12 protein-coding genes and 2 pseudogenes are annotated in these 12316 nt (G+C 73.0%); 12 read left to right on the forward strand and 2 right to left on the reverse strand.

Annotated elements, in window-relative coordinates:
- Positions 1-449, reverse strand: a 449-nt coding sequence (locus AC5LSR_RS12600) for a GTP-binding protein (RefSeq protein ID WP_493468488.1), incomplete at its 3' end; no start/stop codon positions are given.
- Between the two features lie 300 nt (positions 450-749).
- Here AC5LSR_RS12600 and AC5LSR_RS12605 point away from each other — a divergent pair.
- The 8 genes and pseudogenes from AC5LSR_RS12605 to AC5LSR_RS12640 form a co-directional block, all read left to right on the forward strand.
- Positions 750-860 (forward strand): annotated as a pseudogene (locus AC5LSR_RS12605) (Cys-every-fifth RiPP peptide CefA); the annotation flags it as partial.
- A gap of 140 nt (positions 861-1000) precedes the next feature.
- On the forward strand, positions 1001-1693 hold the full coding sequence (pgsA, locus tag AC5LSR_RS12610; protein ID WP_250283905.1) for a phosphatidylinositol phosphate synthase: 693 nt from the start codon (positions 1001-1003) through the stop codon (positions 1691-1693).
- 88 nt (positions 1694-1781) lie between these two features.
- Positions 1782-2618 (forward strand): annotated as a pseudogene (locus AC5LSR_RS12615) (phosphatidylinositol mannoside acyltransferase); the annotation flags it as partial.
- A gap of 170 nt (positions 2619-2788) precedes the next feature.
- Complete coding sequence (locus AC5LSR_RS12620) at positions 2789-3922, forward strand: glycosyltransferase family 4 protein (RefSeq protein ID WP_250283902.1); 1134 nt, start codon at positions 2789-2791, stop codon at positions 3920-3922.
- A gap of 146 nt (positions 3923-4068) precedes the next feature.
- Positions 4069-4758 (forward strand): hypothetical protein, encoded by a 690-nt coding sequence (locus AC5LSR_RS12625; protein ID WP_250283900.1) that lies wholly within the window; start codon positions 4069-4071, stop codon positions 4756-4758.
- Positions 4759-4966: 208 nt separating this feature from the next.
- Positions 4967-5983 carry a pyridoxal 5'-phosphate synthase lyase subunit PdxS gene (gene pdxS, locus AC5LSR_RS12630; RefSeq protein WP_445548402.1) on the forward strand — a complete coding sequence of 339 codons (1017 nt, stop codon included), beginning with the start codon at positions 4967-4969 and terminating at the stop codon, positions 5981-5983.
- On the forward strand, positions 5977-6684 hold the full coding sequence (pdxT, locus tag AC5LSR_RS12635) for a pyridoxal 5'-phosphate synthase glutaminase subunit PdxT (protein WP_250283898.1): 708 nt from the start codon (positions 5977-5979) through the stop codon (positions 6682-6684). The genes pdxS and pdxT overlap by 7 nt, the downstream gene beginning before the upstream one ends.
- A 98-nt stretch (positions 6685-6782) precedes the next feature.
- Positions 6783-7538 (forward strand): YebC/PmpR family DNA-binding transcriptional regulator, encoded by a 756-nt coding sequence (locus tag AC5LSR_RS12640; protein ID WP_250283896.1) that lies wholly within the window; start codon positions 6783-6785, stop codon positions 7536-7538.
- Between the two features lie 189 nt (positions 7539-7727).
- On the opposite strand, the gene AC5LSR_RS12645 is transcribed toward AC5LSR_RS12640, so the two are convergent.
- The gene (locus AC5LSR_RS12645) at positions 7728-8732 is read right to left on the reverse strand and encodes an alpha/beta hydrolase (protein WP_250283894.1); all 1005 of its coding nucleotides are present in this window, start codon (positions 8730-8732) and stop codon (positions 7728-7730) included.
- A 474-nt stretch (positions 8733-9206) separates the two neighbouring features.
- Here AC5LSR_RS12645 and ruvC point away from each other — a divergent pair, with 474 nt between their 5' ends.
- The 4 genes from ruvC to yajC all read left to right on the forward strand — a co-directional run.
- The gene (ruvC, locus tag AC5LSR_RS12650; protein ID WP_250283892.1) at positions 9207-9743 is read left to right on the forward strand and encodes a crossover junction endodeoxyribonuclease RuvC; all 537 of its coding nucleotides are present in this window, start codon (positions 9207-9209) and stop codon (positions 9741-9743) included.
- Positions 9740-10570, forward strand: coding sequence for a Holliday junction branch migration protein RuvA (ruvA, locus tag AC5LSR_RS12655; RefSeq protein WP_250283891.1), 831 nt, complete (start codon positions 9740-9742; stop codon positions 10568-10570). Before ruvC ends, ruvA begins: the two co-directional genes overlap by 4 nt.
- Before the next feature lie 9 nt (positions 10571-10579).
- The gene (gene ruvB / locus AC5LSR_RS12660; protein ID WP_250283889.1) at positions 10580-11632 is read left to right on the forward strand and encodes a Holliday junction branch migration DNA helicase RuvB; all 1053 of its coding nucleotides are present in this window, start codon (positions 10580-10582) and stop codon (positions 11630-11632) included.
- Between the two features lie 198 nt (positions 11633-11830).
- The coding region (yajC, locus tag AC5LSR_RS12665) for a preprotein translocase subunit YajC (protein WP_493468489.1) at positions 11831-12316 on the forward strand (486 nt) is incomplete at its 3' end.

Raw genomic sequence — 12316 nt, forward strand, 5'->3', positions numbered from 1 at the left:
TCGGCCCGGGGGTGCTCCAGCTTTGTGATCACAATGGCCCGGGGTGTGCCGGCGGCGGCGCACTCGTCCCACAGCAGCTGGGTGAAGCCGTCGACGCCGTCGAGTGCGCTGACCACGAACAGGGCCGCGTCCCCGCCGCGCAGCCCGGCGCGCAGGTCGCCGATGAAGTCGGCGAGCCCGGGGGTGTCGAGCAGGTTGATCCGCATGCCCCGGTGGGTGGTGGACAGGACGGCCAGGCTGATCGTGCGCTGGCGGTGCTCGGCATCGTCGTGATCGGTATGCCGCGGCGGGACGGGACGGCTCTGCGCCGCCTCGCCCTCGTCGGCCGCGGCCAGCAGGCTCTCGGCAAGAGTCGTCTTACCCGCGCCGGTGTGGCCGACAAGAATGACGTTGCGTACGTCAGCCAGCTGCTCGAGGTCGGGACGATCATTGCATACGGTTGTTTTCACCTGCGCCTCCCCGGTGTGACACGGCCACCCGGTGGCCCTGGTGACGGCCACTGGGCGGCTGGGAGGGCTGGACCAGTGGACCCCGCCTGGGTGACTGGACGAGCGCGACGGGCCGACCCGCTCCGGGCGGCCGGCGGCGGGTCGCGTGATCGTGTCGTCATGAGTGGTTGTGTCAGTGGTGATGGTTGTGTTGGTGAAGAGTTGTATGGGTGGTTGGTTGTGTGGGTGGAGGGTTGGTTGCGTGGGTGAAGGAATGTGGAGGTGTAAGGAAACGGTCCGGCTGTTGTCGGGTCGACGTGTGGTGCCGACGGTTGTCGTGTCGACACCTGCCCCGTCACTGGTTGTGGTGTCGACGGTTGTCACGTTGACGGTTGTCACGTTGACGGTTGTTGTGCCGACGGTCAGCGGTGAGCGGCTGTGAAAAACTCGTGAGAACAGGTTCCCCCTCCGCCGGCATGTGAACAACCCATGTCGGTCCGGCAAGGAACTGGTTGCCGATGGTCACAGCGGTACTGTGAGGGACAGCACCGGACGTACACGACGGGACGTACATGCTCGCTAGCAAGGCGCGGCCGCAGATTCAACGGGTGCTCGATCCCCTGGGTGAGCGGCTGGCCCGGTCGTCGGTGTCGCCGGACGCGGTGACGATCGTCGGCACCATCGGTGTCAGTGGTGCCGCTCTGGGCTTCTTCACCCGCGGGGTCTTCTTCGTCGGCACCCTCGTGATCACACTGTTCGTCTTCTCCGACCTGCTCGACGGCCTGATCGCCCGGGCCCGTGGGATCTCCTCGCCGTGGGGCGCGTTCCTGGACTCGGCCTCCGACCGGGTCGGGGACGGCGCGATCTTCGGCTCGCTGATCCTGTGGTACGCCGGTGACGGCGACTCGTTGCCACTGTGCGTGGCCGCCCTGATCAGCCTGGTGGCCGGCTCGATCACCTCCTACGTCAAGGCGCGGGCCGAGGGCCTCGGGCTGCGGTGTGACGTAGGGTTCGCCGAACGCGGCGAGCGCCTGCTGATCGTCCTGGTCGCGGCCGGTCTCTACGGCCTGGGCGTGCCGTACCTGCTGCCGGCCGCGCTGTGGTTCCTTGCCGGCGCCACCGTCCTGACGGTGACGCAACGTGTTGTTCATGTGCGTCGGCAGTATCTGCGGGGGGCCGGGGCGGCCGGCACCGCCGCCGTGCCCGCGGCCACCGGCGCCGACGCCACACCGGCCGGGCCCACCGCCGGCCCGCGGGCCCGCTGACGGCGCGTACCGGGTGTCCCGCGCGCGAATGACCAGGATTTGGCTGGTGACGTGGTTGGGAGCCGAGCCCTGGGTGTCCCGCGCGCGGATGACCGGTCTGGCGTACGCGGCGGGCTGGCGGGTGGTCCGGCTGCTGCCCGAGCGGGTGGCGGCTGTGGCGTTCACGGTGGTGGCCGACGTCGCCGTCCGGCGGGGTGGCCGCGGCGCGCGCCGGCTGCGCGCCAACCTGGCCCGTGTCGCCCCGCCCGGCACCGATCTCGACCGGCTCACCCGGGCGGCCATGCGTTCCTACGCGCGTTACTGGCTGGAGGTCTTCCGCCTCCAGGACATCTCCCGCGAGCGGATCATCGGGGGAATGCGCATGCTGGACGAGCCACGTCTGCGCGACGCCATCGCCAGCGGCCGCGGGACCGTCATCGCGTTACCGCACATGGGCAACTGGGAGCATGCCGGCGCCTGGCTGGCCGCCACCGGTGAGCCGTTCACGACCGTGGCCGAACGCCTCCGGCCGGCGTCGCTGTTCGACCGGTTCGTCCGGTTCCGTTCGGCGCTCGGCATGGAGGTCATCCCGCTGACCGGGGGTGAGCGGCCCCCCTTCGGCCTGCTGGCCGACCGCCTCGGCGCGGGTGGCACGATCTGCCTGCTGGCCGACCGCGACATCTCCGCGGACGGCGTGCCGGTGGTGTTCTTCGGCGCGACGGCCACCATGCCGCCGGGGCCGGCCGCCCTGGCGTTACGGACCGGCGCGACCCTGCTGCCGGCCACGCTCTGGTTCGACCGGGACGGCTGGGGGGTGCGCATCCACCCGGCGGTGCCGCACACCGACGTGGCGCGGATGACCCAGGCGCTGGCCGACGCGTTCGCCGAGGGCATCGCCGCCCATCCCGCGGACTGGCACATGCTCCAGCGCATCTGGCGGGACGAGCCACCGGCCACGCCACCGCAGACACCACCGCAGACACCGACGCAGACACCGACGCAGACACCGACGCAGACAGCGACGGAGGCTGCGGCACCGACGGAGCCGGAGCTACCGCAGCCGCGGTCGGAGCCAGCGCCGCGGTCGGAGCCCGAGCCAGGGCCGGGGCCGAGAACATGAAGATCGGCCTTGCCTGCCCCTACACCTGGGACGTTCCCGGCGGGGTCCAGGTCCACGTGCGTGATCTCGCAGAGGCCCTGGTCGCCCTCGGGCACGAGGTATCGGTGATCACACCGGTGGGCGGCGACAGCGCGCTTCCGCCGTACGGGGTGGACGCCGGCCACGCCGTGCCGGTGCCCTACAACGGCTCGGTCGCCCGGCTGCTGATGGGGCCGGTGTCCGCGGCGCGGGTACGCCGGTGGCTGCGCGAGCACGACTTCGACGTCCTGCACGTGCACGAACCGACGGCGCCGAGCGTCAGCCTGCTCGCCTGCATGCTCGCCGACGGCCCGATCGTCGCCACGTTCCACACGTCCAACCCGCGCTCGAAGATCCTCACGGCCGCGCACGGGGCGCTGCAGCCGTCCATGGAGAAGGTCCGGGCCCGCATCGCGGTGTCCGAGGCGGCCCGCCGCACGATCGTCGAGCATCTCGGCGTGGACGCGATCCTCATCCCCAACGGCGTGTCGGTGCCCACCTTCGCACGGGCGGCCCCGCTGCCCGAACCGGTCTCGAACGGCTCCACGGTCGTCTTCCTCGGACGCATCGACGAGCCGCGCAAGGGCCTGGACGTGCTGCTCGCGGCCCTGCCGACGCTGGTGGAGCGCCGCGCCGACGCCAGGCTGCTGGTCGCCGGCCCCGGCGACGGGGAGGCGGTGCTCGAGCGGGTCGAGCCGGCCCTGCGCGGCCGCGTCCACCTGCTCGGGCTCGTCTCCGACGCGGACAAGCCCCGGGTGTTCCGCTCGGGGGAGGTCTACTGCGCGCCCAACACGGGGCAGGAGAGCTTCGGCATCGTCCTGCTGGAGGCGATGGCCGCGGGCGTTCCGGTGGTGGCCAGCGACATCGACGCCTTCCGCCGGGTCCTGGACGACGGCCAGGCCGGCCGGCTGTTCCCGGTCGCCGACGCGGCCGCCCTCGCCCACACCCTCGCCGACCTGCTGGCCGATCCCGCACGGCGCGGGCGGCTGGCCGAGCGGGGCCGGGCGGTGGTGGCCGCCTACGACTGGACGGTGATCGCGAAGCGGATCGTCGGGGTCTACGAGATGGTTGCCGGGGACAGGCCGGTGTCGCTGGCGGCGAACAGCGTCTGACGTGTCCTGGCGCCGGTCGCGCCCGGCGCTCCGCCATGCGGTGTGAGGAGATTCCACCATGCGGTGTGAGGAGATTCATGCCCGCGGTGTGAGGAGATTCATGCCCGCTGGCGCTCTCCTACCCCACGTTCACTACGCTGCGCGAGGTGACTCTCGTCGTTGTTACGGTCGTGGTTGTGGTGGCGGTAGCCACCTATCTGACCTGGCTGGCCAGCCGGCTGGACCGCCTGGCAGTCCGGGTGGACGACGCCCGGGCAGGCCTGATCAGCCAGCTGGCGCTGCGCGTGGAGGTGGCCGGGGAACTGTCCCGGCGGTGCGAGCTGGCGGAGCTGGGCGAGGCGGTGGAGCGGGCCCGGGCCGCGCAGGCGGGGCCCGCGGCGGGCGGCCCGCTGGGCAACGACACCGAGGAGGCGGAGAACAGCCTCAGCCGGGCCCTGCGCTCCCCGGCGGTCACGGCGACGGCGGACCGGGCGCCGGACGCCCTGCACGCGGTGGACGTCGCCGCCGCCCGGGTCGCGCTCGCCCGTCAGCTGCACAACGACGCCGTACGCGACGTGCGGGCGCTGCGGGCCAGACGGGTCGTGCGGGCGCTGCGGCTGTCCGGCCGCGGGCCGCTGCCCACCTATTTCGAGATCGACGACGCGCTTCCGATGCGTGGTGACACCGGGGGCAGGAACGGCCACGCCGACGCCGACGGCCGTGACGGCGACGGCAGGCATGACACCGCACGTGACAGCGCTGTGCATGACAGGACCGCGCATGACAGGACCGCGCGCGACAGCGACAGGCATGGCGGCAGTACATATGATAACGATATGTCCAGGTTCGCACCGTAAATTCTTCGCTATTGTCGATCGTAATCGCCATCCCGTCCGGTACGGCCTTCCGGTCGTAGGATGGGATGTCTTCCGTCCGGGCTGACTGCCGCGTGTCCGACGTGGCTGCGCTCGTGGAAGCCGTGGTTTGTCGGCGTCCGGCCCAGTTGGGATGTTCGCCGCGGACCGATGCCTGCGCCGGTCCCGTCTGCGTACAGAGAGGCATGCCATGTCCGAGGGCCTGACCGCTGCCGAGCCCGCTTCGCGGGGCCACGGACCGGACCACGGATCCGTGCCCACGGCCACGCTGCCCGGCCCGCCCGTCCCAGCCGGTGCGGGCAGCGTGGCCGGTGCGGGAGGTGGCGCCCACCTGGGCACGGCCCGGGTCAAGCGGGGCATGGCGGAGATGCTCAAGGGCGGCGTGATCATGGATGTGGTCACGGCCGAGCAGGCCCGGATCGCCGAGGACGCCGGCGCCGTCGCCGTGATGGCCCTGGAACGGGTGCCCGCCGACATCCGCGCCCAGGGCGGGGTCGCCCGGATGAGCGACCCGGAGATGATCGAATCGATCATCGAGGCGGTGTCGATCCCGGTGATGGCCAAGGCGCGCATCGGCCACTTCGTCGAGGCCCAGGTGCTCCAGGAGCTGGGGGTCGACTACGTCGACGAGTCCGAGGTCCTCACCCCGGCCGACCCGCACCACCACATCGACAAGTGGCGGTTCACCGTCCCGTTCGTGTGCGGCGCGACCAACCTGGGGGAGGCGCTGCGCCGGATCGGCGAGGGCGCGGCCATGATCCGCTCGAAGGGCGAGGCGGGCACCGGCGAGGTTTCCAACGCGGTCGTGCACATGCGCACGATCCGGGCGGAGATCGCGCGGCTGTCCGCGCTGCCGCCCGACGAGCTCTTCGCCGCGGCCAAGGAGCTGCGCGCTCCCTACGAGCTGGTCGCCGAGGTCGCGCGGCTCGGCGCGCTGCCGGTCGTGCTGTTCACCGCCGGTGGCATCGCCACGCCCGCGGACGCCGCCCTGATGATGCAGCTGGGGGCGGACGGTGTGTTCGTCGGCTCGGGCATCTTCAAGTCCGGTGACCCGGCGCGGCGCGCCCGGGCGATCGTCGAGGCCACCACCATGTACGCCCACGCGGGCGTCATCGCGAAGGTCTCCCGCGGCCTCGGCGAGGCCATGGTCGGCATCAACGTCAGCGATCTTGCGCCCGCGGACCGCTTCGCCGACCGCGGATGGTGAGCTGTCCCGAGGCGCACTGGCCCCAGACCGCCTCGGAGCGCGAGGCCGCGCCGGCACAGGTCAGGCCGGCACGCGGCGCGGCGCGGCTGGGCGTGCTGGCGCTGCAGGGCGACGTCCGCGAGCATTCCCGGGCGCTGGCCGCGCTCGGCGTCCAGGTCGTCGAGGTGCGCCGGCCGTCCGATCTGGACACTCTGGACGGGCTGGTGCTGCCCGGCGGCGAGTCCACCACGATCGGCCGGCTGCTGCGGGTGTTCGAGCTGCTGGAGCCGCTGCGGGACGCGATCGCGGCCGGGCTGCCGGTGTTCGGGTCGTGCGCGGGCATGATCCTGCTGGCCGGGGACGTCCTGGACGGCAGGCCCGGCCAGCCGCTGCTGGGCGGGCTGGACGTGGTCGTGCGGCGCAACGCCTTCGGCCGCCAGGTCGACTCGTTCGAGGCGGAGATCGACATCGCCGGTGTCGCCGGCGGCCCGGTCCGGGCGGTCTTCATCCGGGCGCCCTGGGTGGAGAAGATCGGGGACGAGGTCGAGGTGCTCGGTAGGGTCGGTGACAGGATTGTGGCCGTCCGCCAGGCGGGCGTGCTGGCGACCGCGTTCCATCCGGAGCTCACCGGCGACGGGCGGATACACGAACTGTTCGTCGGCATGGTGGAAGGCGCGCGGGGCAGACGGGCCGCACGGGGCACACCCGCGCACGAGGCCTAGCCGCACAGGGCACGGCTCCACAGGGGCACGGGGCGCGGGGCACAGCTGTACGGGGCACAGATGGCAGGCAGGAGCAGGGACAGGGTGAGGGGCACGGCATGAGCGGTCACTCCAAGTGGGCGACCACCAAGCACAAGAAGGCCGTCATCGACGCGCGCCGCGGCAAGCTGTTCGCGAAGCTGATCAAGACGGTCGAGGTGGCGGCCAAGACCGGCGGCGGGGATCCGGCCGGGAACCCGACGCTCGCGGACGCCATCGCCAAGGCGAAGTCGCAGTCGGTACCGAACGACAACATCGACCGCGCCGTGAAGCGGGGATCGGGCGAGCTCGCCGGCGGGGCCAGCTACGAGGAGATCACCTACGAGGCGTACGCGCCGAACGGGGTGGCCGTGCTGGTCGAGTGCCTGACCGACAACCGCAACCGGGCCGCCTCGGACGTGCGGGTGGCCATCACCCGCAACGGCGGCAGCGTCGCCGATCCAGGGTCGGTGTCCTACCTGTTCAACCGCAAGGGCGTCGTCCTGGTCACGAAGACCCCTGACCTCGGTGAGGACGACGTCCTGGCCGCGGTGCTCGACGCCGGCGCGGAGGAGGTCAACGACCTCGGTGACACCTTCGAGGTCGTCTCGGAGGCCACGGACCTCAACGCGGTGCGCGTCGGGGCCACCGGCGCGGGGCTCACGGTGGCCTCGGCGGACCTGTCCTGGCTGCCCAGCGTCAGCGTGCCGCTGGACGAGGAGGCGGCGCGCAAGGTCCTCAAGCTCGTCGAGGCACTCGAGGACCTCGACGACGTCCAGAATGTCTGGTTCAACGCCGACATCTCCGATGAAATCATGGAGCTGGTCTCGGCCTAAACGGCTCCCCGGCGGCGCCGGTGCCACCGCGATTCCGAGACCTCCGACATCGCCGTTCGTGCCGATATCGTCACAGTATGGGCATAGACCGTTCCGGAATACGTGCCGTCATGGAGTATGTTGTGACGGATTGTATCGCTCTGGGGTACTTGTTGTTACGGGGGTGTGTTGTTGCGGGGGTAGGCGTGGTCAGTCCGTGTCCCGGTCGCGGATGCACTCCTCGGCGAAGGACAGCGCCCGCAGGTGGTAGGAGCGGGCCGCCCACCCCAGGCTGATGTTGTGGCCCGCGCCGCGCTGCCGGACCAGCTCGAAGTGCGGCGCGGCGCTGAACGCGGCCCGCAGCTCGGCATCCATCGCCTCGTCAAGATCCCACCAGGCCTCGTGGTCGGCGAGCGTCCAGCGGACCGGCACCCGCACCCGCGGGCCCAGCAGAGGCAGCCACCGCGGCCACTTCGCGGCATCGGATGCCTCGCCGGCCGGCACGGGGGCTGTCGGTACCGTCCCCAGGACGAACGTGCCGGGCGGGTACAGGTGCTCCGGCCCCCAGAACAGCCTGCGGGCCGCGAGGGCATGCTCCCGGTGGATCTCGGCGGCGCTGCTGTCGGCGGCGATCCGCGACGGCCACAGGCCGTCACGGTATCGGGCTCCCACCCCGGAGACGTCGAGCCCGAGCAGACGCTCGCCGCGTTCGTCCGCGGCGAGCGACACCGACAGCATCGTGCCGAACGAGTGGCCGATCAGGAACAGGCCCGCCCCCACGGCATGGGACGCGGTGAACGCCTCCAGCGCCCGCCAGGTGATGGCGGTCTGCCCGGCCAGCCGCTGGTGGGGCAGGCCGAGCCCCGCCGACGCTCCGTAGCCGGGGCGGTCCAGCGCCAGCACGCTGAATCCCAGGGCCGTGCCGATGGCCAGCAGGGACAGGTCCGGGTGCGTCCGGCCGTGGAAGTAGGATGCGCGCATCCCCCCGCCGGGCAGGCCGACGACGAGAGCCCGCGGCTGGCCGTCGGGCTCGGCCAGCAGCCCGGACAGTTCCACGTCACCGGCGTCGAGGCGGACGTGACGTGGCTGGCCCGGCGGATCCGCGCGTGGCGCCCGCCCGTCGCCGTGTCCGGCCGCCGGCCCGGCTGGCTGCGCCGGCACGGCTGGCTGCGCCAGCACGGCCGGCTCGGTGCCGGCGGCGGGATCGGAGCCCATGCGTGGACCTCATTTCCCGGTTTCCCGGCGTCTCCCGGTGCTTGTCGGCAGGATTTCCCGTTGGCCCGGCGGGGCGTCGGCGATCTCCACGGGGCACCGCCGGTCATCTCACCATATGCTGATCCGCACCGGGCCGATGGCCGCGGGTGGCGTTGCGGACAGCCGGTTGACGCCGGCCGCCGGCGGTGGGTGATGGCCGGGCCGCTGCCCGGCCGGCGGTGGGTGTTTGTCGGGTCGGCGTCTGGGTAGGCGTGTCGCTGCGCTCGAACAGGCGTTCAGGCATGCCACAATCGTGGCGAACCGCCGGGAGGGCCGGTTCCCCGGCCCGCTGGCGGGCCGAGGGCTGCGTGATCACGGTTGTCTCCCCGGGTTGTCGTCCCGGGCTGGCAGCCGGCCGCTGCGGGCCGTCCGGCGGTCACGATGCCCGGCGGACGGTCGGGACGACGGTCGACGAGCTGGTCGTGGAGGGTGCCGGTGCTGGTGCTGGGGGTCGATCCGGGGCTTACCCGCTGCGGTCTCGGGGTTGTCGAGGGCGGGCCGGGCCGGCGGGCGTCGCTGGTCGAGGTCGGTGTGCTGCGCACGCCCGCCGCCGACGACGTCGCCGCCCGGCTGTGGGCGCTCGAACGCGGCTTCGGTGAGTGGATGGACCGGCACCGCCCCGACGCGGTCGCTGTCGAGCGGGTGTTCAGCCAGGCCAACGTCCGGACGGTCATGGGTACCGCGCAGGCCGGGGCGGTGGCGATCGTCAGCGCGGCCCGCCGTGGCCTGCCGGTCGCGCTGTACACCCCCAGCGAGGTGAAGGCCGCGGTGAGCGGGAGCGGCCGGGCGGACAAGGCCCAGGTCACCTTCATGGTCAGCCGCCTGCTGGGGCTGTCCGACCCGCCGCGGCCGGCCGACGCCGCCGACGCCCTGGCTCTTGCGCTGTGCCACCTGTCGCGGGGGCCGGCGCTCGCCCGGATGCAGGCCGCAGTCAGGCAGGCTTCCGCGGCCGCCAGCGGGAGCCGCAGATGATCGCGTCCGTGGCCGGGACGGTTGCCGCCCTGTCGCCCGACGCCGCCGTCGTCGAGGTGGGCGGGGTCGGGCTGCTCGTCCAGTGCACCCCCACGACCCTGGCCGGGCTGCGGGTCGGGCAGCAGGCACGACTGGTCACCACCCTGGTCGTCCGGGAGACCGAGCTGACGCTCTACGGCTTCGTCGACGCCAACGAGCGTGACGTCTTCGAGACCCTGCAGAGCGCCTCCGGGGTCGGCCCCCGGCTCGCCCAGGCCGTGCTCGGCGTCCACAGCCCGGACAGCGTCCGCCGTGCGGTCGCGGCGGAGGATCTCGCGGCGCTGACGAAGGTGCCCGGCATCGGCCGCAAGGGCGCGCAGCGCATCGTCCTCGACCTCAAGGACCGGCTCGGCCCGCCCACGCCGATGCCGTCCGCGGGAGATGACGGTGTGGGTGGGGGCGGGGGCACCGGCGGCGGTGCCACGCCGGCCGCGGGTACGGGTGTCGCCGCCGCCGAGCAGGTCCGTCTTGCGCTGCTCGGGCTCGGTTACACCGCGCGGGAGGCCGACGACGCGCTGGCCGCCGCGCTGGCCGACCCCCTGGCCGCCAGCGCGGCCGATGCGCTGGCCACGGTGCCGGCCGGCAACGGCCGCGGTGGTGCCGGGCCGGGCGGCCGGGCGGGCCGTGACGTCCCCGGTAGCCCGCAGGCTATCGCCGCCGGCAGCATCGCCACCGCCGCCACCGCCGCCACCGCCGGCACCGGCGGGGCGGGCGGCAGCCGTGCCGAGGCGGCGGATCCCATGGGTGTGCTGCTGCGTCGGGCGCTGGCCGCGCTGCGGCCCCGGTAAGGGCGGCTGATGGACGTCGAGGGGCTGGTCTCGCCGGTGGCCGAGCCGCAGGAGCGTGCCTTCGAGGCGGGCCTGCGGCCGGGGACACTGGCGGAGTTCATCGGCCAGCAGAAGGTCCGCGAACAACTAATGATCATGCTTGAGGGGGCGCGGGCCCGCGCGCGTCCGCCCGACCACGTCCTGCTGTCCGGGCCGCCGGGGCTCGGCAAGACCAGCCTGGCCATGATCATTGCCCGGGAGATGGCGGTCCCGCTGCGGATGACCAGCGGGCCGGCGGTCGAACGGGCCGGGGATCTGGTCGCGATCCTCACCGCGCTCGCCCCGGGCGAGGTGCTCTTCCTCGACGAGATCCACCGCATCGCGCGTCCCGCCGAGGAACTGCTCTACGCCGCGATGGAGGACTTCCGGGTCGACGTCGTGCTGGGCAAGGGCCCCGGCGCCACCGCGATCCCGCTGGAGATCGCCCCGTTCACCCTTGTCGGCGCGACCACCCGCTCCGGCCTGCTCACCGGGCCGCTGCGCGACCGGTTCGGCTTCACCGCCCACATGGACTTCTACGGCACCGACGAGCTGATCGACGTGCTGGTCCGCTCGGCGGGGCTGCTCGGCGTGCGCCTCACCGACGACGGCGCGGCAGAGGTCGCCGGCAGGTCACGCGGAACCCCTCGGATCGCCAACCGGCTGCTGCGACGGGTGCGTGACTACGCCGAGGTACGGGCGGACGGGGTCGTCACCCGTGAGGTCGCCCAGGCCGCCCTGCGCGTCTACGACGTCGACGCGCTCGGCCTGGACAGGCTGGACAGGGCGGTGCTGGAGGCACTGGTACGCCGCTTCAACGGCGGCCCGGTGGGCCTGGCGACCCTGGCGGTGGCGGTGGGGGAGGAGCCGGACACGGTCGAGGAGGTGGCCGAGCCGTTCCTGGTCCGCGCCGGCCTGCTCGCCCGGACCCCCCGGGGGCGCATCGCCACCCCGGCCGCCTTCACCCATCTTGGCCTCGACCCGGTCGAGGGCCTGCTGGGCCGTTCCCAGGCTCCGCTCCCCCTCACCGACGGCGACGGTTGAGCCCCTTCGCCGACGACGGCTGGGCCCCGTCGCCGGTGACGGCTGGGAGCGGTGGACGCCCGCCGGTTTCCCCGGCGCCGCGGTTCCTTCGCCACCCTTTGGTGGCGTTGGCCGGACGCGGTCCCGACGGGGCCCCTGGCGTCGGGAGCCTCGCGGCCGGTACGTACCATCGGCCGCACGACATGGGAGGACGTGGACGTGCAGGTGATCGTGGTCGCACAGGATGCGGCCCAGAACGGCGGCAGTGGGTTCGGTGGGCTGTTTCCCCTGGTCCTGCTGCTGGCGCTCGTCGTTTTCTTCGTCGTCAGCCAGCGGCGCCGTCAGCGGACCCAGCAGCAGGTCCTGACCTCGCTCGAGCCGGGAGCGCTGGTCGTGACCACCGCGGGGCTGTACGCCACGGTGGTCGAGGTCGAAGACGGTGACGTGTTGTTGGAGGTGGCGCCGGACGTGGTCTGCCGGTTCACCCGCTCCGCGGTCGTCCGGGTCGTCTCCCCGGCGGGAGAGGACGGGGCGCACCACGGCGATCATGATGACCACGACGGCGACGACGACGGCGACGGCGACGACGGCGACGAGGGCGACGAGGGCGACGGCCACCGGGACGAGGACGCCGGGGCGGCTGGTGACCACGGTTCGGGCCGGGCGCCCGTCGACACGACCAAGAGAACGGACGCGACCGGCGGC

The organism is Protofrankia sp. CiP1_Cm_nod4, assembly GCF_982290645.1.